We start from the raw sequence: 23,466 nt of genomic DNA, 5'->3' as shown, positions 1-23,466 counted from the left end.
GAGAAGTATCTCGGCGCACGACTGCTGGACCGCGTACCCCAGGGCACCCGGCTCACTCCGGCCGGCCAGAGGTTCCTCCCCCGGGCCCAAGCCCTCTACGAAGCCCAGGAAAGCGCCGACCCCGTCCATCTCGCCCGGCTCTTCGGCATCCACCCCAAGATCGCCGTGAAGTACGTACACACGGTACACCCGGACAAGGCGCTGCCCCGCATTCGCTGACCGGGCGAGAACCCCCGCAAGCACCGCCGCAGATGACAGACGGACATGCGTAGTTGAGGTACGGGAGACCACCGTCGGGCCGCGGTCGGGGTCGCTTCGGCGGCGGGGACGTCACGCACGCCGAGCCGCAGGTGCTCTACGTGGTAGGGGGCCTGGTCGAGGAGTTCGGCGGCGTGGTCGTCGTAGAGGGCGTAGACGATCGACCGGCCGTGGCATTCGCCGGTGACCAGTCCGAGGTTGCGCAGTTGGTGGGAGCAGGCGGAGGCTTCCATGCCGACGGCTTCGGCGACATCGCTCACCGAGCAGGGGCTTCCCTCCCCGGGTGCCCGGGGAGGGAAGCGCGGCGCCTAGGGGGTGATGGCCACTTGGTACGCCTCGCCTTGGAGGATGCGCTCGGACTGAACCTGACGGCCCACGGACCGCCCCGCGTTCTGGTTCTGGTCTGAGGGGACATGGGCCCTGATGCAGGGTGCGACCGGTTCGTCACGTACGACGTCTACCCGCCATGCGCCGCCGCCCACGTAGCGGGGGATGATCTCCGCGCACATGGAGCCGATCGTGCCGCCCTGTTCGGTTCTGGCGAAGGGGAACTCGTCACATTCATCGTTCACGACGGTGGGGTCGGCTACGAAGGGCTTCGGGGGAGCCTTGCAGGTGTAGTAACTCCTGCTCTTTGCCCTCGCCTCGTCGCCGTCACGCGTGAGCGGCCTTTTTGCGGTGCCCATGGCGTTGTTGTCGCTCAGGTTGTTCTGCGCCCATTCGTAGGCCACTGCGGCGGCCCCGTATTGGGACTTGCTGAGGACAACCCTGGCCAGGTTATCGGTGGCGATGCAGCCGGGGGTATTGCCGACCAGACCGTCACAGGCCACCGAGGGGCCCGCCCACTGCCCATAGCTGATGACGGGGTGGTCCGCGTCGGGGCTCTCCGTCCGGCTCTGGTAGGCGATCATGCTGCGCGAGCGCTCGCCGCCGCCCCGGGTAGTGGTCTCGTAGGAGAGTTGCCCGGTCTGGTCCTCCGTGCCCGCGCGCAGCTCGATGGCCCCGCCGCCCCAGGCGGGCGGCCCCGGTATGCACGCGGTGCACGACGACGACAGAGCGAGTCTCACAGCGGAAACTCCGTCGTACTTGCCAGCGTAGACGGCGATGTTCTCCTGCCACTTCACGCTGTTGGGGTCCAGCGCGGACCGGGCCGTGACGAGGATTTCGGCGGTGCCGATCGTGTCACCCGCTCGGTTCTCAAGCGCGTACACGATGCCGTGCCGCATGCAGTAGGCGTGGCGGTTGGAGACGACATCCCGGCGTTTGTTGGAGGTGCACAGCGCCTCCGGGCTGGCATCCGGGTTGTCCCCGGGGTCGACGCCGTCCCGGGGGGCAGCGGCGCCCCCGGGGACAGCGGCGGTGCGGGCGCGGATACGGGCGAGATCCCCGGCGGTGACGGGCCGCTCTTTAATGCAGGTCCATGCCGCGCCCTGGCGTGCGAGCTTGGAGCCGGGGGTGGTGGCCGTGCAGGTGCCGTGGCCCTCGGGCGCCGATAGTGGTGCGGCGGCGGCCGGTGAGACGCCCAGGGCGAGGAGGACTGCGCTGAGGGCGAGCGAGGCTATCGCCGCGAGCAGGCGTATGACGCGTTTCAAAGGTGGTCCGCCTTTATTCTGGTGGCAGGTAAATCGACTCGGGACCGAACCGGCGTAGTGCCCGCATGCGTCAGCCCGAAATAGGATCTTCCACGATCGTTCTCTGGCCCGTTCGGGCCTCACGCCGCCGCCCGTCTTCGACACGGCGCTCCCGCGGTCGGCAGGGTGCGCGGGCGCGGCCACCGTCGCCCCTGGCAGGGAACGGCGTCGCCTGTTCGGTCTTCGGTACGGTCCTCGGTGGTGGCGATGTAAACCTGGTAAGGGCATGTTCGTTTTCTCCTTGCGTTTCCGATTCACCGGGGTTTCGTGCCCGTGCTGGATACGCTCGGGACTCATGCGGACGTTGCCGGGTCGGCCGTCGGGATCGGCGTTCCTGTTTTCGGCTCACCGCCAGGCACCGTCTGGCTCGATTCGCTGGATTCCCTTCTGCCGTGCCGAAGGTTGTCTGCCGCAATCGTTCATAGGGCCCTTCACGCTGGCGCGCCAACATTCAAGGCGCCACGGCCGCCGAAGGCCCTCGGTTTTCAGAATGTGCAAGTTGGCCGAATATCGTGATGGCTTGGTGGCAGTCGGCCGCGCCGACGGACGATGAACGCCGTTCTGGCATTCGCTGTCCGTCGCGGTGACGGCAGCGGAATCACGACTGGAAAAGCCCATCTGGGCGGCGGCGGTGGCGGATCTTAGCTCCGCAGATGAAATCCTGATGAACCCCGGGCAGGTCAAGACTGCCTAACAGCCCATGAAGGGCCATGAGTTCCGCCTCAGACCGGCTGATTCCGTCGTCGTCACCGCGTCGTTGCCGACGCTAAATTCGCCTCAATCGACCACCGCTCCCCACCACATAACTGGCAGGGTTCCGGCCCGGGGCGTTACGGCGCCCGGCCAGGGAAAGGGCATGATGAGCCACTTAAGATCTTCCGGCCGCTGGGCCAGAGGGCTGATCGCCCTCACCGTGACCACTGCATCGACGCTCGCCGCCATAACTGCCGTGGCCGGCCCAGCCGCCGCGACAGGACATCCGAAACCCGCCACAGCCGCCGACCAGCCGAAGCTCGGCGGCGCCTGCACGGTAGCCGACCTCGGCGCACGCCACCCGTACATCAAGACGACCGAAGTCTCCCCGGAGATCACCCACTTCAAGGGCTGGTACGTCACCCAGGGCACCACCGGCTACCAGAGCGTCACCACCAGCACCCAGAGCACCATCTCGGTCTCCGTAGGCCTCAACGGCAGCGTCCAGGGCAGCTTCGCCGCCGAGACCCTCGGCACCGTCGGCGCGAGCCTGGGCCTGAACGTTCAGGTCAGCTACTCCTCCACCAGCAGCGAGTCGAACACGGTCACGTGGAATTTCTCCCGGCCCGGCTACTACGGCGTCTACAAGGGCACGAAGAAGGTCACCGGCACGTACGGAAGCCTCAACTGCAACCGCATCCAACAGGGCGACGGTGGCTGGGCGTTGAAGTGGATCGAGGGTCCCGGCAGCGGCAGCTTCACCACCTACACCACCCTTGAGGAAGGCGCGGTACGCTGCGAGGACACGGTGCCGGTCAACAGCATCATGGCCAAGGCAAAGGGCCTCCTCGACTGCGGCTCGCCCGCCGCGCGGGCCGAGCGCCCGGCGGGTGCGGTGGCCCCGACAGCAAAGCAGATGCAGGACCGCCTCGCGCAACACCCGGCCCCCGCCCGCGGCACGGCCGCCGAACAGCCCAAGTCCACCGGGCGAAGCGCGCAGGCCGCCCTGAACTGCCAACCCGCCGTCTACAGGATCGACGTCCCCGGCAAGCCCCTGAACTGGAGCGCACCGCTCCTCGCCAACGACGGCATCCGCCTGCGCGAATCCAACTTCTTCAGCGCCCACCTGGACAACTGGCGCCTGTGCAACGTCACGGAGAACAACGGAGTCATCGAAGCGTCCCTGTGGAACTGGGGCAACGGCGGATGTGCGACCATCCCGGCGAACATCGCCAACCAGGAGCAGGCCTACCTGACGACGGCCACCTGCGGGGAAGACGACCTCCAGCGGTTCTACATCTACCGCGACGTACCTGGCAGCTCGAAGATCGGTCTACAGAACAAGTACACCGGCTCCATGATGGGCCACGACCGGTACGCAGACGGGGAGTTGATCCGCCAGTACGCCAGCGGCAGGCAGGACGGTACGGGTACATACACCCTGACCGGAGTCTGACGGCCCCCACCCTGTGAGCGCGGCCCCGCTCGGGAACCCCCGGCCTCCCGGTTCCGTGCGGGGCCCTCCGCGTCCCTACTCCGGCCCCGGCCTCGCCAAGCCACCAGGAAATCCTCGACCTGTACGCCTTCCAGCCCTCACGCCGCGTCCGCGCCGAACTCCACGACGAGTAGCCCCCGCACACGAACCATAAGAAGTCATCTCAATTGGTACGTGTGCTTTCGCACCTGGGGCCGGGTTGCCCGGCCCAGGCGCCATGGCTTGACCGTGATGTGAGACTTGCTGCATGGACATGGGGCGTGAGTCGCGGTGGGAGAAGGACGCAATGACGGTGGAGATCGTTTTTGCCCTGGTGACTGCCGTCGCGCTGGCTGCGGCGGTGTTCGCCCTCGCTCTGGCTCTCGCACTGGCCTTCGACCTCTCCGGTTCAACGCACAAGGGCATGTTGGTCGCGGGTGCACTGCTCGCAGCGACGTCCGGAATGTGGCGCCTGGTACGGGTGCTGCGTCGCTTCGACCAGCAGCGCCGACTGGGCCGCTGACGGGCACCTTCTCCTTGAGGCCGGCAGCCTGCCTACGGGGAAATCGCTGAGCGGCCAAGCAGACTCTCAGCCACAGCAGTTCACCGGCCGCTCCTCCTCCCGGGGACGGATGCGCCGGCCCGCCCTCGACGCTTTCCGCCGCTTGCAGCCGCTCGGGGTCTTCCCGCTGATCTGTCGAGCGGTATCGGCGTGTACGCCTCTCCGCGCCGGTTCCGGGCGGTCCGGCTGGGCCCCAGGACTTCTGAGGCAGGCTCCGCGAGCGCATGAACCTCACCGACGCGGCGGCCGCGCTGGCCGACGGGGACGCCGCTCCGCTGTGGCCGGTGACCACACCCCCGCCCGGCAATCTCGCGCATCTCATCCTGCCCCCCCCAGTTCCGGAGGACCCGCGACGGCTTTACTGAGCTCCGGCGGAAGGACCCGCACGGCTTTCGTAACGCGTCCGATCTCATCGCTCGTCCGAGCGATCCGGTGGAACGTCGTGCGCGCCATGGTCGCTGCATGACTGACACCCCCCACCACAACGCCACGGACCCGCAGCGCGCCCCCGAGCCGGCCGAAGGTCCGGCCGGTGCCACCCGCAGATCCGTCATCGCCACCCTCGGCGGCGCCACGCTCGGCGTGGCCGCACTGGGACTCGCCGCCACGCAGGCCGCGGCCGCGGGGGCCCGGAGCGCGGACCGGCCCGCTCCCCCGCTCGCCGCGGCGTGCGTCCTCACGCCCGAGCAGACCGAGGGCCCCTACTACCTGGATCTGGAGCGGGTCCGCAAGGACATCACCGAGGGCAAGGCCGGGGTTCCGCTGACCCTTCGCGTCACGGTCACAGACAGCACCACGTGCGCCGCGCTGCCCAACACGGCCGTCGACATCTGGCACTGTGACGCGCTGGGGATCTATTCCGGCTACGTCGCCGGCGGATCCACCCCCGACACGACCTTCCTGCGCGGTGTGCAGCTGACCGACGCCTTCGGGGTCGCGGAGTTCACCACCGTCTACCCGGGGTGGTACGTCGGCCGGGCCCTCCACATCCACGTCAAGACGCACGTCGGCGGCACCGTCTCCAACGGGACCTATCACGGAGGCCGTATCTCCCACACCGGCCAGCTCTACTTCCCGGAGACGTACAACACCAGGGTCGCCGCCCTGTCCCCCTACCGGAGCAACACGGCCACGCGCACGCTCAACGCGAGGGACGGCATCTACCGCAACGGCGGTTCGTCGACCCTGCTGACCCTCACCCAGACGGGCAGCGACCTGAGCAAGGGCGTGACCGGGACCGTCGTACTCGGAATCGACCCCACCGCCACACCCTGACGGTCGTCCGGGAGCGGTGGCCGGAGCCGTGGGACGGTTCCGGCCACCGCGCGCACCGCCCACTCGCCGCGCATGGTTTCGGCGCGAGAACGTGCGGCCAGGAATCGGGGATGAGCCGGAGTCGAACGTGCGAGGTATGCGGTACAACGCTGATCACGAGGCCGCAGGGCGGCCGGCCGGCTCGGTACTGTTCCAACGCCTGCCGGCAACGGGCGCTCCGGCGGCGGACGGCAGCGCGGGACACCGTCCGGACCCAGGGTGCCGCGTCGGTTGCGGCCCCCACCGCGGCACCCGCCGCGACGACCGAAGCAACCCGTGACCGCGACCTGCCGCCGGCGCTCGACTCCTTCGTCGGCCGGCGGCAGGAGCTGTCGGGCCTGCGCGCGCTGCTCAGGAGCACACGGCTGCTCACGCTGACCGGGGCGGGCGGTGTGGGCAAGACGCGGCTGGCGCTGGAGTTCGCCAGGGGGTTACCGAGCCGGTACGCCCGGCTCGACCTGGTGGAGCTCGACTCGCTGCGGGACGGCGCAACTCTGACGCAGTCCGTGGCCGCCGCACTGGGCGTGGGCGAACGGGCGGGCCGTACCGGGGTCGACGTCCTGGTCCGTGCCATCGGTGATGCCTCCCGGCTGCTGCTTCTGGACAACTGCGAGCACCTCGCCGAGCCGTGCGCCCGGCTGGTCGTGACCCTGCTGGGCCGCTGCCCCCGGCTGCGGATCCTGGCCACGAGCCGTGAGGCATTGCGGGTGCCCGGGGAGACCGTGTTCCGGGTCGGCGAGCTGTCCCTGCCGCCGGCGGACACCAGGGACGACGTGACGGCCCTGCTGCGGTCGGACGCGGTACGGCTGTTCGTGGAACGCGCCGCGCACCGCTCGCCCGGGTTCGCGCTGGACCGGAACAACGGCCGGCTGGTCGCGGAGATTTGCCGACGGCTGGACGGCCTGACCCTCGCCGTAGAACTCGCGGCCGGCCACATCGGCACCCTCGCGCCGGGCGACATCCTCGCGGGCCTGGACGACCAGTTGTCCCAGCTGGACCTGCTGGCCGGTGGCAGCAGGACTGGGCCCCGGCGGCACAGCGGGCTCGCCACCGCCGTCGACTGGAGCCACCGGCTGCTGGATCCGGCGGAACAGGCCGTCTTCCGGCGCCTCGCGGTCCTCGTCGGAGGGTTTGATCTGGCCGCGGCGCGCTCGGTGTGCGCAGGCGGCGGCATCGGGCCGCGAGAGGTCTTTCCCCTCCTGTGCGCGCTCGAGGCGAAGTCACTGATCGTACGGCTGCCGGGGGACGCGACGCCCACCCGCTTCCGGCAGCTCAGTGTCATCCGCGCCTACGCCATGGAACGTCTGCGCGCATCCGGAGAGCTGGGCCCCACCCTGCGCAGCGCCCTCACGTGGCTCCACGAGGTGGCCGAGCGCCATCGTGGGGATGTGTTCGCCGACCAGGCGAGCAGCCCGCTGACGGCGGAACGGGACAATCTCGCCTCGGTGCCGGCCCACGCCACTGGCCAGGACGAGGCCGCGCGGGTACGGCTGACCCTGGAGCTGGCCCGGGTGCACTACCAACAGGAGCAACCGTCGGCCGCGGGCGCACTGCTGACCGGACTGCTGCGGGAGCCCGGCGGTCGGGCACTGGGCGGGGAGGTGGCCGCGCTCGCCGCACGCGTGGCCGCTCAGCGGGCCGACCCGCACCGAGCACTGTCCCTGGGCGAGCGGGCGGTGAACCTGGAGCGGCGGCGTCACGTGCCCGCCGGGCTCGCCAACGCGCTCGACGCCAGGGCCGCGGCGTGGCTGTGTCGCGGCGAATCCGCGAAGGCGGTCACGGATCTGCGCGCGTGCCTGGACGTCGTCGCCTCGCTCGGCTCGCCCGAGGACGTCGCGTGGTGCGCCCAGCACCTGGCCTGGGCGCTGCTCCAGGCGGGTGGGGAGCGCGAGGCCGACGAGCTGATGGCGGATTGCCTTCCGGTGCTCAGGGAGCAGGCGCCCTGGCCCCGGGCCGCGGCCGCGCTGCACACCGCGGGCGCCGTACGGCTGGCTCTGGGGCAGCTGGAGAGCGCCGAGGCCCTCTTCGCCGAAGTGCTGCGCATCGCCCCTGGGGGGAGCTTCCACGCGCTGTACCCCGTCGAGGGCCTGGCGTTGGTGGCCGCGGAGAGCGGTGACATGCAGCGCGCCCTGCGGTTGTGTGAGGCGAGCGCGCAGGCGCGACGCCGGCTTGACACCGAGCCCGAGGCGCCCTGGCGGCGCCGGATCGAGCAGGCGGCGGCCCGCGCCCGGACCCTGCTGCCGATGGCGGCGCGGGAGGCCGCCGTCGTCGGCGCTCGCGGGCTGCGCGGGGACCGGCTCGTCGCCTACGCCCTGCGGACAGGGAGCCGTGAGCAGGTCCGGCGGGGGCCGGACACCATGGGGGCCGGCGACGAGTGGTGGCGGCTGACCGCCAGGGAGTTCATGGTGGTCGAACTCGTCGCGAAGGGGCTGACCAACCGGCAGATCGCGGGCAGACTCGGGCTTTCGGCGCATACGGTCGCCACACACCTGGACAGGGTGCGCGACAAGCTGGGACTTCGCTCACGCACACAGATCGCCCTGTGGTTCGGTCGACGAGATTCGGAAGCTTCGGTTCCCTGACATCCGTCCCGCCGCCTTCAAGAGCTCAGGGTACCGAATAGTAGATGCCGCTCTGACGACGATTCGGTCGGCTCGCCTGGTGGCAGGTCCGTGGAAGATCCGGTTGCCTGGATGGCGATGCCGAGCAGGCCCGCTCGGCCATCCCGGCCGTTACAACTGGCCGTCACCGCCCGTGCTCGGATCGTGGGCTGTCTTGATGAGAACGGGAGCGCCAGCGCTCACTGCGTGCCCTCCCGGTGACGGCACGCCCATGCGGGCCTCTCCGTGCGCGGCCGCGGGTAGGGTGCTGTGATCCGTGGCCTCTTCCTCGCCTGTCGGGCGCAAGGCCACCTCAGCCGCCGCGAACCCGAAGCTGCGGCTGCCGACGCTCTCGAAGCCCTCCAGTTGGCCGAGCGCATCGGAGCACCGCGCTGCGTCCAACTCACCTGCCGGCGGGGGGATCGTTGAGCGGCTCAGCAAACTTTCAGCGGCAGCAGTTCACGGGCCGCCCCTTCTTCCTCCCGGACGGATGCGCCGGGCCGCCCTCGACGCCGGGCGCCCGCACGTGTGCGAGGAGCCGGTGGTCACCGACAGCGGTCCCCCTCCCCCGGCTGCCCGGGCGGGTCAGCCGGGCGTCAGGCCGCGATCAGCGGGCGCTGCCACAGTGATGCACGTGAACGGCGCGGAGGAACGAACCCCGGAGCCGCGCACGAAGGAGAGGTGCCCGCAGTGGTTTGATCGGGGACCAGCGAGCACACCTCACAGGTCGGCCCCCCTTCGGGAGTCCACGCAGGTTCAAATCCTCCCCTCTCCGCCACAGACAACGCCGCCGCCCGCACCCTCCGAGATCGCTGCGGGACAGCCCCTTTAGTTGATGATTTCCGCGCGGTCATCCGCAAGGACCGCGGCCAGCCGGTCCCGCCACGCCTGGAGAGCCTCCGGCGTCAGTCGCGTCCAGTCGGTGACCTCACCGACGACCCGGAGCGGTTCCCTGCTGCGATAGGAGCGGGTCGGATTGCCGGGGAACTTCTTGTTGGTGACGTTCGGATCGTTCTCGAACTGACCCGTCGGCTCGACCACATACACACGCGGGGCCCCGTCACCGGCGGCGAGCTCCGCGGCCAGTCCCGCGCCGTCACGCAACGCGGTGAAGTACACGTGGTTCATCACGATCTCAGGCCGGTAGTTGGAACGGAAACCGGCAGTGAGGTGGTCCCCGACCGGCAGATCGGCCTTCGTACCGTGAAAGAACGGCCCCTCGTCCAGCACCTCATCCATCACCCCAGGCTACCCGCTCTGCCATCCGCACATGATCTCGTTCCATGCACGGTCATGCGGGCTTCGCAGGCGCCGCGTAGTGGCGCAGGTAGTCACGCACCTGAGGCTCGAGTCCGGACAGGTCATTGCCGTCCAGGGCATGCCAGAGACGGTTCTCGATCCAGAACCGATAGGCGAACTCCTCGAACGAAGATGCACACCAAAGGAATACCTGCTTCCCGTAGATGGCACCCTCCACTACGGGGCCGCCAACACCTGAGCGCCCGCGCGGCTCCTCCCGGACTCGAGTCTGCGGTAGCAGATGATGGTGCAGGCGATGCTCGCGAAGGCGAGGAAGTGAGCGGCTTTGCGTTCGTAGCGGCGGTGGAGCCGGCGGCAGCCGGAGAGCCAGGCCATGGTGCGTTCGATGGTCCAGCGGTGTCGGCCCAGTCGGTGCGAGGACTCGACGCCCTTGCGGGCGATGCGGTGGGTGATGCCGCGCTCGCGTAACCATCGCCGCAGGTGGGAGTAGTCGTAACCCTTGTCGCCGTGGAGCTTGCCCGGCCTGCGCCGCCGGGGCCCGCGGCGGGAGCGGATCGGCGGTATGCCCTCCACCAGCGGGATCAGCGCCTGGCTGCGGGCGGCCCACGTGCTGGGGCTCAGCCCCGCCCACTTGGGAACCCGCTGCAGCACGAGCGCACCGGCCCGGTGACAGCCGCCCAGCCCCACTGAGCCTCTTCAGCGTTGCCACTCCAGTGTGAGGATGGCCTTGGCGATTGACGTCATTCGATTCGGGCTGCATCGGGACCTGCAGAAGATGCGCCAGGACTTCAAGCGGGCGACGCCGCGCTCGACCGGCGCTCGTGCAGCGGCAAGTGCCCGGTTGACGGTCTTCTCGGTGGGAGTGAGTTCCCGCAGAGCCCTGCGTTTGATGCCCGTGGTCAGCCACGGGCCGGCACCCTGGTAGGCGAGATCGGCCAGGATAGGAACGCCCTGGCGCTCGCAGGTCCGGATGATCCGGTGGGTACGGGCGGCGGTCAGGTCATGAGTACGGCCCGGCATCGCGGGTGAGAGCCACAGCAGCCGGCCGCCGGGGTCGGTGACGACCTGCACGTTCACGCCGTGGCGTCGGTGTTTGTGGGAGTAGTCGCCCCGTCCGTCGCCGACCCGGTCGCACTCGGCGAGCGTGCCGTCCAGCAGGACGAAGTCCGCGTCGCTCTCGCGCAGAACCTTGAGCAGACCCGGAGCTCGTTCGGCGAGCAGGTGGACGACCGCACTGGTGTAGGCGTGGGCAGTGGACTCGCAGATCCCGAACCCGGCAGCGATCTTCGCCGGAGTGGTGTGTTCGCGCGTGCAACAAGGTCGCTGCGACGCACGGGATCGTGGTCTACCTCGCCCGATCCGGTGTGCTTCCCAGCCTCCTCAACGCGATGCAGAGTGCGGGCGGCCAGTGCCAGCCCCCGGAAGGCAGGACCATCCCGATGATCACCGAGAGCTCCCCCATCGACTTTCAGCTTCATCCCGGACAGACAGCGCGCACCTACCCGTACATGACGCTCTTCTACGAGACAACGAACGCCCCCACCCCGGACTCCCGGGATCCCTATGCCCAGTTCGCCCAGGACTTCGCCACCGTCTTCGGCGGACGCAGCGCGGATGCGGACGCCGCCGGCGGCTTCGACACCGTGGGTGTCGTCAGCAAGGTCATCGAGGACCTGCTGCCGACTTCCGACGACGTCCAGCCCAACGACATCTACCTGTGGCTCAGCGCCCACGGCGTGTCCCAGTACCCCGGCGCTTCCGGCGTGCTGCAACTGGACGGCAAGAACAAATACCCGCCCGACAAGGCGGTGTTCATCCGCGAGATCGCCCAACCGAGCGGCATCACGGCCACACTGCTCAGCTGCGGAGTCCTGCCCGACCGACAGAACCCTGCGAAGTGGGGCACTCCTCCCAACACCTTCCCCTGTCCCAGGGACGATACCGCGGTGGCTTCCCCATGAGAGGTTCCCGGTTCAGTTCATGTTGAGCATGCCTTCCCACAGGCACGTCAGGAGGCGCGCGATCAGGCGGGAGACGTGCACTTGGGAACACCCCCAGGCGTTCGCCGATCTCCTCCTGTGTGAATTCCCCGACCAAGCGCCGGCGGATGATGTCGTGGTCGCGCGGTCGAGTACCTGCGGACCCAAACCAAACGCAGCCTCGCGAACCTCGCCAGCGCTCCCCTCGACCGACTCCAAACCCCCGTCCGCAATTGTCTCGAACGGCTGCAGCGCCGCCCCGACGTCCTCGACGGCTTCGTCACCGGAGCCGGACTCTCCTTCGACCTGCCACCCTGAAACGCCGAAGTCAGTAACTCCGCACGCCGCCTGGCGCGTTCGGTCTCACCCGTCCCGCCAGAACCTGGCATCATGACACTCACGGCCACCCCACCGACCTTCGTGGCTTAAGCAGTCCGAAGGGTCGCGGGTGGCCGCCCTCACGCTCACAGCCGTCAACATCAACCCCCACCAAGGAATGATCTTGCAGGGGGTCAGAAGTCAAGCTGAGAACCCGTTCCCAGTCAGGTCCGGCGGGTCGAGCGTTCGGACGGCCGCAGCCGTGGTTCCGCGATCCGGTGCCGGTTCCGGCTTGCGGTTTCCGCTACGTCAACTTCTACCGTCTTCGGTGTGGCCGGAAAGACCGGCCCGGCAATGGGAGGCGGGGCAATGGCCTGGTCGATCGCGGATGTGGCCCGGATGTCCGGGGTGACGTCCCGGACGCTGCGGCATTACGACGAGATCGGCCTGCTGCCGCCGGCGTGGATCGGGAGCAACGGGCACCGCTACTACGAGGAGCGCGATCTGCTGCGGCTGCAGCAGATCCTGCTGATGCGGGAGCTGGACCTGGGGCTGCGCGAGATCCAGGCGGTCCTGGACAACCAGGTCGATCAGGTGGCCGCGCTCCGCGAGCACCACCAACGACTGCTGGCGGAACGGGACCGGCTGGGGACGCTCGCCCGCACGGTCGGCCGCACCATCGCCGAACTGGAGGAAGGCAAGGACAAAGACATGGCGAAGATCAACAGGCCGGAGAACCTGTTCGAGGGATTCGAGCCCGGCCGCCACGAGGCGGAGGCGCGTGATCGGTGGCCGGAGCAATGGGAGCAGTCCCAGCGAACCATCGCGGGGATGACCGCTGAGGGTATGGAGCAGTGGCAGCGTGAGGTGACGGCGCAGATGATCCGCATGGCGGAGTTCATGATGGCTCGCACGCCCGTCGCCGATCCTGCCGTGCAGGCCGAGGTGGACGCCCACTACCAGGACGTGTGCCGGTTCTGGACCCCGTGCGCGGCCGCGTACAAGGGACTGGGCCAGACCTACGTCGACGACCCTCAGTTCCGTACCAACTTCGACAGGATCGCCGACGGACTGGCCGTCTACCAGCGCGACGCGATGGCCGTCTACGCCGACGCACGGCTGAGCTGACCGACGGCTCACACTGCCGGGGGGCTGCAGACCCCCGGCACCAGGTGGAAAATCAACCTGCACCTGGCCGTCGAACAGCGGCCGAAGCCCATGCGCATCGTGATCACGGCCGGGCAGCGGGATGACTCCCCGCAGTTCGAGACCGTTCTGGGCCGGGTCCACGTCCCCCGCCCGGGACCGGGCAGACCGCGCACCCGGCGGAAACAGGTCCGGCGGACAAGGTTCGCGTCTCCCGCAAGAACCGCGTCCACGTGCGCAGATGTCGCATCCGCTGCGGCTCCTACGAAGCCACCCTCACCCGCTATCTGCACCACGAAGACATCGCGGTCACCGAGGTCAATCAACCCGACAAGACCGCCCGAAGCCGCCACGGCATGTCCGACTCCATCGATGCGGCCGCTGCCGTCCGAGCGGTCCTCTCCGGCCGGGCCATGGTCGCCGCCCAGACCACCGACGAACCGGTGGAGACGATCCGACTGTTCGAAATGGCCAAGGCTCAGGCACTCGACCGCGACCCTGCTCCTGGAGCAGGGAGTCGAACTCGTCGTGGTCAAGGAACTCCTCGGCGTCTACGCCCACGTCCGACTCCGCCTCCAGCGAGATGTCATCGACGCTCTCGGTACCGTGCTCGGCGGCCGGGAGACCACCAAGACGGTCAGCTCCGACGGCGACGAACCGCCACCCTGCACCGCCCTCGTCCACTGCCGTTGCCGTCAACTACTGCCGTCACCCCACGCAGAAGCCCCGCCAGGACGCACCTGACGGGGCTTCATCTTTGCGTTCGCGACTTACCCGCTCGCACGCTGCAGGGCTCGGCCTCACGCCCCGGAGAATCTCGCAAAGAGATCACGCTCACGCCAGGAATCGGAGAAGGCGTCCAGCATGGCCTCGTAAGACCGGGCGCTGCAGCGGGGAGCAGCGCCCCGTGCCGGCCGACATCGACCTGTCCGCCTACCGCATCGTGCAGGAGGCGCTGACCAACGTGGTCCGGCACGCGGGCACCGAGTGTTGCCGGGTGGCCATCGACTATGGAGACAAGGAGCTGTCCGTGGAGATCGTCGATGACGGGCGCGGCGCCTCCGAGGACGGCTCGGCCCACGGCTTCGGCCTCATCGGGATGCGGGAACGAGTCGGTCTGCTGGGCGGCCACTCAGCATCGGGCCGCGCCCCGAGGGCGGCTTCCGCGTGGCGGCCCGGCTGCCGCTGCCCGCACCCTTCGAAGTTCCGGTGGAGGCCCGATGACCGTCCGTGTAGTGCTCGCCGACGACCAGCCGCTGGTTCGGTCCGGTCTACGTGTGATCATGGCCGATTACCCCGACCTGGAGGTCGTTGGTGAAGCCGCCACTGGCGCTGAGGCCGTCCAACTGGTCAGGGATGCCAGCCCCGACGTCGTGGTCATGGACATCCGGATGCCCGGAATGGACGGGATCGAGGCCACCCGCCTGATCACGGCCGGTCCGTCAACCACACGCGTCCTCGTCCTCACCACCTTCGACGAGGACAACCATGTCTACGGTGCGCTCCGGGCCGGCGCGAGCGGCTTCGTGGTCAAGGACATGGCGCTGGACGACATCCTCGCGGCGATCCGCGTCATCGCCGCTGGCGACGCATTGATCGCGCCGGGTGTGACGCGCCGTCTGATCGCGGACTTCATCGGGCGGCGCGCGGCTGTCCCGGAACGCTCCACACGGCCGGTCGAGGGCATCACCGAGCGGGAACGAGAAGTGCTGACCCTGGTCGGACGCGCCAGGTCGAACACCGAAATCGCAGAGGACCTCTTCATCACGGTGGCCACTGCCAAGTCGCACGTTTCACGGCTGCTCACCAAACTGGGCGCCCGGGACCGGGTCCAGCTCGTCATCACCGCCTACGAGAGGACGTTCTAGGCTGATTTGCCCGATTCGACTGTTGGCCCGGGTCAGGAGGGCTGGTGGGCCGGGGAGTCCGGGTGGGGCCGCATCAGTAGCAGGTCCTCGCCCCAGGCGACGAACGCCGCGAAATCCAGCGTCACGCCAGGTCCTTGCGCATCAGCGTGCACATCGTCTCGTACCGCTGGAGCGAGCCGTCCTCGGCCTCCACGTCCCAGGAGTCGAGCTCGCGGCCGAAGGCCCGGTAGCCCAGGCGTTCGTAGAGGGCGCGGGCGCGCGGGTTGCTCTCCTCGACGCCGAGTTCGGCGCGGGTCAGGCCCCGGGCGCCGATCCGCTGCTCGGCAGAGCGGATCAGCAGCGTGCCGATCCCGCAGGACTGCAGGGCCGGGTGGACGCCGAGTTGCCAGAGCATGCCGGCGCCGGGCTTGACCGTGTAGTCGATGCCGCCGACCGCCACCGGGAGCCCGACCGGCGTGCACACCGCCAGGTAGTCGATCTCGCCCGCCTCGGCGCGGCGGATCTGGTGGACGAGCTCGCGCACGTGCTTGGGGGAGCCGGCCCAGCCGCAGGACGGCAGGTCCGCGTCGGTAAGGCCGCGCACCGACAGGTGCAGCCTGATCTCGGTCATCGCCCCATCCCTTCGACTCCAACAGCGGCCGTCCCCATTTCAGCAAGCCGGTCCCCGTGCCGTCCAAGGGCTTTGTGCAGGGTGTCGGTGTTCAGCGCAGGGCTGCCACGGCTGCCGCGGCCACGGTAAGGATCCGGTGCAGGACAGGGACCGGGATCGCCGGGTTGGTGACCGCTGCGCATGCCGTGTCGCGGTCGTGCAGCAGTCCGGCCAGGACGCGGGCTGGCAGCCGCGGATTGCGCACCGCGGTGCCGCGGACGCGGGCCTCCGGGTCGTTCAGCAGCCGCACCGCGTCGGCCGGTGACAGCCGGGGGTCCTCAGCCGCGCGGCGGCGCACCTCGGCTTCGGGATCCCGGGCCAGGCGTGCGACGTCGACCGGTGTCGACTCCGGATCGTCCAGGGCCAGGCGGCGCATCCGCCCGCTGGGGTCGGCGGTGTAGCGCAGCAGGCCCGTACGGGGGAAGTTGGGGTGGCTGCGGGGCCGGTCGGGGTGGCTGAAGCTGCCGTCCCACCAGCGCCAGACCTCCAGCAGCATGTCGGCCGGAGCGTCCTCGCACGATTCGGCGAGGAACAGGCGGACCACCCGATCCTCGTCCCGCGCCAGGCGCGCCACAACATCCGGCGGGAGGTGCCGGGCTCGGGCCACACTGCGGCGGACCAGCGGGTGGGAAGACGCGGCGAGATGGCGCATCGCGTCGGCGTCACCGTGCAGGTCTTCAACCCAGGGCAGGGTGTGCGACATCGACGTCGGGTCGAAGTCGTGGCGTACCGCGGCACGTTGCTCCTCGGTGAGGTCGGGGCGCAGCGCCACCGCGGAGCGGATGTCGTCCTGCGGGTCCTGCGCCAGCACGGCGACGCCGTGTGCGCCCAAGCCCGGGTTTGCGGCCAGAACCCGACGTACTTCCGCGTCCCCGTCCCCGACCAGGTCCGCCTCGAGCTCGGGCGCGAGGCGGCACCGTTCGAGCGCCCGCCGCGGGTCGGGCAGGGCGGCGAAAACCTCGCGAGGCATGGGTACGCCGGTGTGGTGGGCGAGCAGCGCAGCCGTTCGCACCGCGTAGTCGGTGTCGGCCAACAGCCGCTCCCGCAGCGGCGCAGCGAGGTCCTCCCACCGGGCACAGGCCGCCGCCCGCACCCGGGGATCGGCGTCGGCCGCGAGGCCAGGGAGGTGCTGTGCGGGGAGCCCCGGGAGTTCGGCGGCTCGCGCGCGGGACGGGCCGGCGAGGAGGTCGTCGTACAGGTCCTCGGGAAGTTCGGCGCCCCAGATGCAGGCGTGCTCCGCCCAGAGCACGCGTCGATTCGGCGACGGCTCGGCGCGGACCAGGCGTACCCACTGATCGGACGTGAGCTTGGGCCGGAAGGTGTCGGCGGGCCTTGACCGCACCCGCGGATCGGGGTGTGCCACGGCGGCGTCAAGGACGGCGGGCCGGTCGCATCCGTGCAGGAAGCCCTCCTCCACATCCAGCAGCCGGATCAGTAGTTCGTCCGTCGCGGCCGGATTTGCCCCGATCCCCTCCGCCCAGTGCAGAGGCCACGCACGTCGGCCGGGCACCGCCGCCCACACCTCGGCGCGCTCGACCTCCGTCTCGCGCCCGGCGGCCGCGGCGGCCTCCTCCAGCCGCTCCGGCAGTCGGGCGAGGGCCGTCACCCGAGGCCCCCCCCGCGCCGGGCACCTCCGCCAGCAGCACCTGCCCGTCGAGGGAGAGCGCCACGAACCCGGGATTGCCGGTCAACGCCGGCACGCCGCTCCCGGCGTGCCGGACCCGGGTCCACCAGGAGTCGTTGCCGCCGATCCGATGTCCGAGGACCGCCACCAGGAACTCACCGTCGACATCGCAAAGACGGCGCCACCACGCGGCATCGAGTGCTTCGCGGGCCACTCCGTCCGGCGCCGCAATCCCCCGCGCGATCCGCCAGCCGGCCTCCGGCGGGAACAGGCTGCCCGGGCGCACGTCCTCGACGACCGTGAGTCCGGCGCGTGCGAGTAGTTCAGGGAGTTCCTCTTGTCGCTGCACGCGGTCATGATCCCCGCCGACTCGCGGTGGGACAAGGCCCTCAGCCCAGGCCCAACCGGCCCTCACCTGAGCCTCGGCAGCTTTCTCAGACTCCGGCAGAGACCTGCCCATGCCAGCACGGTGACCGCTTCGAGCCATCATGGATCTTCACGAAACGGGGCCGCTTCGAATCGTCATGCCGGGGCCGAATGGCGACGTCGTAGCCACGCCGTGGGACCGGGTCTACGCGTTCTTCCACCGCTGGCGCAACCACGGTCTGGTCAAGGAGTTCCACGACCGGCTGCGCGGCCAGGTCCGCGAGCAGGCGGGGCGGGATCCGGAGCCGAGCGCCAGCGTGATCGACTCCCAGTCGGTCACGCTCGACATCGAGCGCCTCCGGCGCGACGGCCTCGCTCCCGACGCGGTGTCTCTGCGGCCGGTCGCCCGGCTGGCACGGCCGTTGGCGGATGCCCTCGCGGCCCTGCACTGGCCGACGGACGACCGTCGCCAGCGGCGGTTCGCGCGGGACGCGGCCGGCCTGGTCCTGATCCGCTGCGGCGAATTGCGGCGGGCTTTCTGGGGCTGGTCGGTCCAGGACTGGACGGACTTGATCAACGCCAGCGGCGCCGAGTTCCGGAGGTTGTGGGGCGGCCAGATCGGCCCCAACACTCGCCCGTTCGTCTTCGTCTATGCCTACCTGCTCGGCGAGTTCACGGCCTTCGAACGGCTCGGCCGCTTCATTCGTCCAGCCTTGGCTCACCGGATCTTCGGTGCCGATCGCGTCGACGATGCCGTCCAGCAGGTCTGCAAGGTGCTGGCCTACTGGGGTCGCCGTGACGCCGACCGGCCGGCCCCGGTGATCTGCCAGATGCTGCTGCTGAACCGCAGTCCGCTGCTGGAGGACCTGACCACCGACGCCCTCGCCGCACTCCGCGGCCACCCTGCGATGAGCGGGCAGTGGGGCAAGGACCTCTACGGTCTCCACCGGGCGGTCGCGGCGCTCGGCCACGCGGACCCGCCGACATCCGGGCACGCCTCCGGGCCAGCGGCGATGGAGGGGGTCCCGGCCGCGTGGGCGGAGGCGGTTGAGCGTTGGTACGCAACCTCGACACTGACCCCGAAGATCCGCAGCAGCTACCGCAACGTGCTCGCCAAGATCGGCCGCCGGCTGGCCGCCGAACAGCCCCAGATCACCGAGCCCGGTCAGTGGACCCGCCAAACCTGCGCCTCGTGGGTCGCCGCAGTGGACCGGATGACCGTCGGCGACTTCTCGCAGTGGACACACGGCATGCGCTCTCAGGTGCGTCTGGGCAAGCCACTCACGCCGCAGTCGAAGTCCGGAGTCCGGTTACCTCGAGGTGCCTCGCGCGTTCTTCCGTGACCACTGCAGGAATGGCTCGGCCACCGGACGCCCGAAGCGACCACCCACTACGCGAAACTCACCCTCAACACCCTGGCCAGGGCCTACAACGACGCCGCCTACTTCGCGCGGAACGTCCGTACCATCGAGGTCCTCGTCGACCGCCACGCGGTCACCTCCGCGCCGCCAACGGCGAGCCCTGGCAGTACTTCGACCTCGGCCACGGCTGGTGCACCTACACCTTCTTCGAACAGTGCCAACACCGCATGGCCTGCGCACGCTGCGACTTCTACACCCCCAAGGGCTCCACCAAGGGCCAGCTGCTGGAGGCAAAGGAGAACCTGCAGAAGATGCTCGCCAGCATCCCGCTCACCGACGACGAACGCGCCGCCGTCGACGGCGGCCAGACCGCCCTCGATGAACTTCTTGAACGGCTCACCGACGTCCCCACCCCCGCCGGACCGACACCCCGGCAGATCGGCATCCCCGCCACCGCGACGCTCCTGCCCGTCGTCGACCTCACCGCCCGCACGCGACTGTGCGGACCCGATCAGCCATGCTGATGCTGAGGCCATGGATATCTGCCCGTCCTGCGGTGAGGAACTCACCGGTCGCACCTTGTCGCAGGCCCCACCCGCTGAGCACCCGAAGCTCCGCCGTCCTCCGAAGCGTGAACTTCGGCGCTGCGGAACCTGTCGGCGTCTTGCCTGCCGAGCCGAAGGCTCTTGGCAGCCCTGGGCCGACGGCGGAGTGGATCCCAGCTACGACTACCTGTTCGACTGGGAACCGAAGCCGCTGCCCGAACCCTGGATACTCGTGCCTACTCAGGGCCACGCTGGAGGCAGAACTGCGAGCTGAGGTGAGCGAAGGACACCCTCTCTTTGGCAAGCCCGTCATCGCCATTGCCCGATGTGGTCAGTGCGACGAGGTGCTGTTCAGCGTCGAAGAAGACCCCGCTCGTTTCGCCCACGTCCACCTGACATGGCGGCAAGAGCCCGAGACGCCGCCATGGCCGTCGACGGAACACCTGTCACTCCCGCTGTCCGACAGCCTGACTGACCACACACACTGATCTCGGCGAACTTGACGAAACTGCCGGGAAATCCACAGGCAGGCCCCGCCATTTGCATCCGGTGTCCACGACATAGCGGATAGCGTCGACGACCTCGCGGCGGGGATGCTTCTCCGGCCGGCCGCCGCGGCTGGTCGCGCAGGCCGACTCCGGCAAGCCCGCGCGTTCGGTACCTCGTGCATCCACGAGCACGCCTGCTTATCCGAACTAGTCCAGACGGTCTGGCGAGGGCGAATCGCAAGTCGAGTTGCTCAAAGTAGTGGGCAACAATCCCAGCGCCAGCGAGCATTGGGCGTGTCGCGCCGCCGACTCCGGCCGGCCTGGTCGCCCTTCAACGGGCGTCCGGAGACGGGGGAGAATGCAGCACATGGATGACGCGTTCACACTCCTTCGGCAGGCCGTCGATCTGCTGCCGGAGGACGCAGCGGCAGAGAACGGACAGACGGTCGAGGATGTGCACGAGGACGTCGTGCGCCAGGAGTGGGAGATGGTGCTCGGCGTTCTCGTCGAGATCGGGGATGTCCACCCCGTGTCCGTTGACTTCTGGGAACTCCTCGCCGAGGCCGCTCGCCAGATGATGCTCGACCGCAGCCGGCGTTGGTGCGAGTGGCGGGGCTGGCAAGTTCGACACGGCACTGTCCGGGCGACCCTGAGCCTCGTGGGTGCGGAGGAGGGCCGACGCCGGACTGCCTTTGCCGCAGACGGGCGACTCCGGCCGATGTGGGACATCGGTAACCGCACCGCTGGCGGGGAGCAAGAACTGAACATCGCCCGGTTGTGGGTGGAGTATGCGCAGGGGCTCGGCCCGGGAGAGACCGCCGACGTTCGGCTGGCTCCTCTGAGCCCCGAGCAGTGGAGGCACCTGAAGTGCGGCGATGTGATCACCATGTACGAAGCCCGACCTATTTCCGGAACGGCCACCGTGATCGAGGTCCTGCCGCCGCGTGCCTGAGCTCATCTCGCGTCAGGCGGGCTCCGGCTGCAGTCAGATGAATCTTCGAAGACTATCCGAGCCCGAATGCACGGTCGACTCACAACGGGCCTGCCGCGGTTGGTGGGGTTTCGGGCTCGGAGCTGCTTCGTCCGGCGTTCTGGCGGAAGTCGGGCATGCCCAGGTGGACGGTGGACGGCTGCGCTGCACGCTCGCGCATGGCCTCCAGCTTCGGCGCTGCGGCGGCCATGGTGGTCTCGATGGCGGCGACCTCGCCGAGCCAGCCCTGGTCCCGGGCCTCCTGGAGGCGGTCGACGAGGTTGGCGTGAATCTCCTGGAGACGTGGCATCTGGGCCGGGTCCACGAGAAGTAGAGGACATCTGATGCATGCTTCTCTGAACTTGCGCTGGTGAGGTGATCGAGTCAGGAACGTCTGTGTTCGCGGTTGAGTTCGTGGTATCCGCGAAAGTCGAAGAAGCGCAGGCCGTCGATCACCGCTCCAGACAGGATTTCCGGCAGGGTCCATGGGTGGGTGGTGTAATCGTCCGTTGCCACGCCTCCATGCCCAAGCAGCAGAGCGATCAAGTGGTGAACCTCTGCGGTTCCGTCGATCCGTCCGGAGATGTCGATCTGCACCGCCCAAGTGGGGTGATGTCCGATGGCCGCTTCGAGGATCGCCACATCCTCAGGATCCCAGTCGGAAAAGAGGTAGCCGGTCTGCTCATCGTCGATGTCGATGTAGAGGTTGCCGTCCAGAGTCCACGGATCGCGCTGCTCGGGCAGATGCCGATCGAGCGAGGAAACGGTCTCAGCTCGCTCACCTGTGGGAAACACGAAGACGGTTCGCATGGGTTGGAGCGTAGGCAGTTCAGCTCTGTGGCGGCCATGGATTTCAGGGACGGTGCCGGTCCGTCGACGTAGTGATGGTGCGATTGGCAGTGTCTGCGAAGGTCGGCATACCGAGATCGACTGCGGAGGGTCGGCGAGCTGCTTCGGCATCGAGCTGGCTCAGCTTGCCCTGGGCTCCGGCGAGGCTGACCTGGAGGCCCTCGACTTCGCCCAGCCTCGTCCACGTAGCGCCAGGCGGTGGCCTGCGATATCGCGAACCCGGCGCCGAGCTGGGCGAACGTCTCGTTCTTGCGCAGATGGACCAGCGTGAGCAGTGCCTGGTCGAAGCAGCCGAGCTTCCGCCAGCGGGTGTTACGTGCGCGGCGGTGCTCGTACAGCAGCCAGGCAACGTGCTCAACGAGCTCATGCGGGACGTCGAGCGTGGCAGGATACGGAACCGACAGGGCCCCTCGTCGCCGGTGTGCTGAGTGGAATCGCCACGCCAACGACAAGGGGCCCTGCCTCGTCACCATTACACCTACTGACCAGCCCATTTCACCCGCCGGCACAGGATGAAAGAGGTTCACTCACAGCCGGCGGACCGTCATGCAAAATCGAGATCAACGGCGGTGACGATACGCCATCACCGGACCGGCGGCGGCACACCAGGCCCGCCCTCGGGCTGCGATGGGCCGGAGGCCGCCGACAGAGGTCAGTTGGCGGGGCCCCAGCCGGTAAGGCCGTTGGCCTCGTCGAGCACCTCGACCTGGAGGTTCTGGCCGGGGCCGTCGTAGATGTCGCCCTGGTTGCCGGCGGGCGACATCGACGAGTAGGCCGCGCGGCCAGCGTTGTTGTCCCAGATCACGTAGAGGCACGAGCTCTGGTCGACCGTCGGGTCCACGTACATGTGGTCGTGACCCGATTCGATCCTGGTGAACTCCAAGGCCTGGCAAGCTGCGTCAGCCGTCACCGTGACCGGGGCCACGCTGGCGTTGGCTAGGCCCGGTGCGCCAAGCACCATTGCGGAGGCGGCCACTGCCAGCGCGCCGACCCGGACGAAACCCTTGCGAGGCATTTCTGCTCCTTCCGGCCTGCAGCCCAAGTGGTCGCCACACTCCCGAGATTCTTGAGGCTGGGCCTATCGCCTTCCGTGCCGACGCCTATCGTGCGACCAACGGCCCCTAGGGTCAATGCCGTTGTTTTAGGCCTCGGGCATTGGTTCCTGGGCGTTGGTTCCTGGGTAGTGGTCCAGGGCCTCGCATTCCTCGCTGCGCAAGAGAGCGGGCCGCCGTCAGAGCGCTGTACGACGGCCCGCGAATCTTTATGACTGAGCGTTGTAGGTAGCGAGTTGAGCGTGTGGACGGGCGGACGCGACCGATGTCCCTGTTCGGCAGGGTTCATGTGAGGACGGGTAGTTGTGCGTCGCGCGCGCAGTTCACCGCAGGACTTCCGCGCACAGGGGGCGCACGCGCTCCCAGAGGGTGTACACCAGGTTGTGTGAGTGGCGGTTGATTGCTCCTGTCTAGTCTGGTTCCTGCTCTGAACAGAAAGTGACGCACAGTGATATCGAG

The 23,466-nt window shown here is 69.0% G+C and carries 19 protein-coding genes and 9 pseudogenes; 16 read left to right on the top strand and 12 right to left on the bottom strand.

Annotated elements, in window-relative coordinates; all coding sequences use genetic code 11:
• Positions 1–219 (top strand): annotated as a pseudogene (locus ACFZCP_RS45135) (LysR family transcriptional regulator); the annotation flags it as partial.
• A gap of 77 nt (positions 220–296) precedes the next feature.
• Here the strand turns inward: ACFZCP_RS45135 and ACFZCP_RS45130 are convergent.
• Together ACFZCP_RS45130 and ACFZCP_RS45125 are read right to left on the bottom strand one after the other, a co-directional pair.
• Positions 297–527: pseudogene (locus ACFZCP_RS45130) on the bottom strand (ArsR/SmtB family transcription factor); the annotation flags it as partial.
• Positions 528–566: 39 nt separating this feature from the next.
• Complete coding sequence (locus ACFZCP_RS45125) at positions 567–1,850, bottom strand: hypothetical protein (RefSeq protein ID WP_391442854.1); 1,284 nt, start codon at positions 1,848–1,850, stop codon at positions 567–569.
• An 898-nt stretch (positions 1,851–2,748) separates the two neighbouring features.
• Between ACFZCP_RS45125 and ACFZCP_RS45120 the strand changes: the two genes are divergently transcribed.
• The 6 genes and pseudogenes from ACFZCP_RS45120 to ACFZCP_RS45095 all read left to right on the top strand — a co-directional run bounded on the left by ACFZCP_RS45120 (position 2,749) and on the right by ACFZCP_RS45095 (position 9,310).
• A complete protein-coding gene (locus tag ACFZCP_RS45120) occupies positions 2,749–4,038 on the top strand; it encodes a hypothetical protein (protein ID WP_391442856.1) in 1,290 nt (429 codons plus the stop codon).
• A gap of 286 nt (positions 4,039–4,324) precedes the next feature.
• A complete protein-coding gene (locus tag ACFZCP_RS45115; RefSeq protein ID WP_391442852.1) occupies positions 4,325–4,579 on the top strand; it encodes a DUF6332 family protein in 255 nt (84 codons plus the stop codon).
• 183 nt (positions 4,580–4,762) lie between these two features.
• Positions 4,763–4,983, top strand: a pseudogene (locus ACFZCP_RS45110) (NAD(+) kinase); the annotation flags it as partial.
• 97 nt (positions 4,984–5,080) lie between these two features.
• A complete protein-coding gene (locus ACFZCP_RS45105) occupies positions 5,081–5,893 on the top strand; it encodes an intradiol ring-cleavage dioxygenase (protein ID WP_391442850.1) in 813 nt (270 codons plus the stop codon).
• Between the two features lie 110 nt (positions 5,894–6,003).
• Positions 6,004–8,514, top strand: coding sequence for a LuxR C-terminal-related transcriptional regulator (locus ACFZCP_RS45100; RefSeq protein ID WP_391442848.1), 2,511 nt, complete (start codon positions 6,004–6,006; stop codon positions 8,512–8,514).
• 693 nt (positions 8,515–9,207) lie between these two features.
• Positions 9,208–9,310: pseudogene (locus tag ACFZCP_RS45095) on the top strand.
• 50 nt (positions 9,311–9,360) lie between these two features.
• On the opposite strand, the gene arr reads toward ACFZCP_RS45095, so the two are convergent.
• The 3 genes and pseudogenes from arr to ACFZCP_RS45080 all read right to left on the bottom strand — a co-directional run.
• On the bottom strand, positions 9,361–9,771 hold the full coding sequence (gene arr, locus ACFZCP_RS45090; RefSeq protein ID WP_391442846.1) for an NAD(+)--rifampin ADP-ribosyltransferase: 411 nt from the start codon (positions 9,769–9,771) through the stop codon (positions 9,361–9,363).
• A gap of 237 nt (positions 9,772–10,008) precedes the next feature.
• Positions 10,009–10,386: pseudogene (locus tag ACFZCP_RS45085) on the bottom strand (transposase); the annotation flags it as partial.
• Between the two features lie 102 nt (positions 10,387–10,488).
• Positions 10,489–11,103: pseudogene (locus ACFZCP_RS45080) on the bottom strand (transposase family protein); the annotation flags it as partial.
• A gap of 128 nt (positions 11,104–11,231) precedes the next feature.
• On the opposite strand from ACFZCP_RS45080, the gene ACFZCP_RS45075 reads away from it, so the two are divergent.
• The 5 genes and pseudogenes from ACFZCP_RS45075 (at position 11,232) to ACFZCP_RS45055 (ending at position 15,103) form a co-directional block, all read left to right on the top strand.
• Entirely contained in the window at positions 11,232–11,753 is a 522-nt protein-coding gene (locus ACFZCP_RS45075) for a hypothetical protein (protein ID WP_391442844.1), read from the top strand.
• Between the two features lie 705 nt (positions 11,754–12,458).
• Positions 12,459–13,217: a TipAS antibiotic-recognition domain-containing protein gene (locus tag ACFZCP_RS45070; RefSeq protein WP_391442842.1), complete on the top strand. Its 759-nt coding sequence runs from the start codon at positions 12,459–12,461 to the stop codon at positions 13,215–13,217.
• 546 nt (positions 13,218–13,763) lie between these two features.
• On the top strand, positions 13,764–13,979 hold the full coding sequence (locus tag ACFZCP_RS45065) for a hypothetical protein (protein WP_391442840.1): 216 nt from the start codon (positions 13,764–13,766) through the stop codon (positions 13,977–13,979).
• Between the two features lie 148 nt (positions 13,980–14,127).
• Positions 14,128–14,459: pseudogene (locus ACFZCP_RS45060) on the top strand (sensor histidine kinase); the annotation flags it as partial.
• A complete protein-coding gene (locus ACFZCP_RS45055) occupies positions 14,456–15,103 on the top strand; it encodes a response regulator (RefSeq protein WP_391442838.1) in 648 nt (215 codons plus the stop codon). The pseudogene ACFZCP_RS45060 and the gene ACFZCP_RS45055, both read left to right, overlap by 4 nt.
• Before the next feature lie 121 nt (positions 15,104–15,224).
• Here the strand turns inward: ACFZCP_RS45055 and ACFZCP_RS45050 are convergent, their stop codons facing one another.
• Positions 15,225–15,713, bottom strand: coding sequence for a GNAT family N-acetyltransferase (locus ACFZCP_RS45050; RefSeq protein ID WP_391442835.1), 489 nt, complete (start codon positions 15,711–15,713; stop codon positions 15,225–15,227).
• A gap of 91 nt (positions 15,714–15,804) precedes the next feature.
• On the bottom strand, positions 15,805–17,358 hold the full coding sequence (locus ACFZCP_RS45045) for a hypothetical protein (protein ID WP_391442833.1): 1,554 nt from the start codon (positions 17,356–17,358) through the stop codon (positions 15,805–15,807).
• Between the two features lie 148 nt (positions 17,359–17,506).
• On the opposite strand from ACFZCP_RS45045, the gene ACFZCP_RS45040 reads away from it, so the two are divergent.
• From ACFZCP_RS45040 to ACFZCP_RS45030, 3 genes are all read left to right on the top strand, one after another.
• Complete coding sequence (locus ACFZCP_RS45040; protein WP_391442831.1) at positions 17,507–17,698, top strand: hypothetical protein; 192 nt, start codon at positions 17,507–17,509, stop codon at positions 17,696–17,698.
• Between the two features lie 202 nt (positions 17,699–17,900).
• Positions 17,901–19,085 (top strand): hypothetical protein, encoded by a 1,185-nt coding sequence (locus ACFZCP_RS45035; RefSeq protein WP_391442829.1) that lies wholly within the window; start codon positions 17,901–17,903, stop codon positions 19,083–19,085.
• Positions 19,086–19,330: 245 nt separating this feature from the next.
• Complete coding sequence (locus tag ACFZCP_RS45030; RefSeq protein WP_391442827.1) at positions 19,331–19,627, top strand: hypothetical protein; 297 nt, start codon at positions 19,331–19,333, stop codon at positions 19,625–19,627.
• 533 nt (positions 19,628–20,160) lie between these two features.
• On the opposite strand, the pseudogene ACFZCP_RS45025 reads toward ACFZCP_RS45030, so the two are convergent.
• Positions 20,161–20,292, bottom strand: a pseudogene (locus ACFZCP_RS45025) (transposase); the annotation flags it as partial.
• A 211-nt stretch (positions 20,293–20,503) separates the two neighbouring features.
• Between ACFZCP_RS45025 and ACFZCP_RS45020 the strand changes: the two are divergent.
• Positions 20,504–21,088: a hypothetical protein gene (locus ACFZCP_RS45020; protein ID WP_391442825.1), complete on the top strand. Its 585-nt coding sequence runs from the start codon at positions 20,504–20,506 to the stop codon at positions 21,086–21,088.
• A 79-nt stretch (positions 21,089–21,167) separates the two neighbouring features.
• On the opposite strand, the gene ACFZCP_RS45015 is transcribed toward ACFZCP_RS45020, so the two are convergent.
• The 4 genes and pseudogenes from ACFZCP_RS45015 to ACFZCP_RS45000 form a co-directional block, all read right to left on the bottom strand.
• Positions 21,168–21,416, bottom strand: coding sequence for a hypothetical protein (locus ACFZCP_RS45015; RefSeq protein ID WP_391442823.1), 249 nt, complete (start codon positions 21,414–21,416; stop codon positions 21,168–21,170).
• A 74-nt stretch (positions 21,417–21,490) separates the two neighbouring features.
• Entirely contained in the window at positions 21,491–21,916 is a 426-nt protein-coding gene (locus ACFZCP_RS45010) for a hypothetical protein (RefSeq protein ID WP_391442858.1), read from the bottom strand.
• A 215-nt stretch (positions 21,917–22,131) separates the two neighbouring features.
• Positions 22,132–22,396 (bottom strand): annotated as a pseudogene (locus ACFZCP_RS45005) (transposase family protein); the annotation flags it as partial.
• Positions 22,397–22,607: 211 nt separating this feature from the next.
• Positions 22,608–22,970: a hypothetical protein gene (locus tag ACFZCP_RS45000; protein WP_391442820.1), complete on the bottom strand. Its 363-nt coding sequence runs from the start codon at positions 22,968–22,970 to the stop codon at positions 22,608–22,610.
• Positions 22,971–23,466 lie beyond the last annotated feature (496 nt).

This window comes from Streptomyces sp. NPDC007971 (assembly GCF_042958635.1).
In the GTDB taxonomy this organism is placed as follows: domain Bacteria; phylum Actinomycetota; class Actinomycetes; order Streptomycetales; family Streptomycetaceae; genus Streptomyces.
This window is presented reverse-complemented; position numbering and strand designations above follow the sequence as displayed.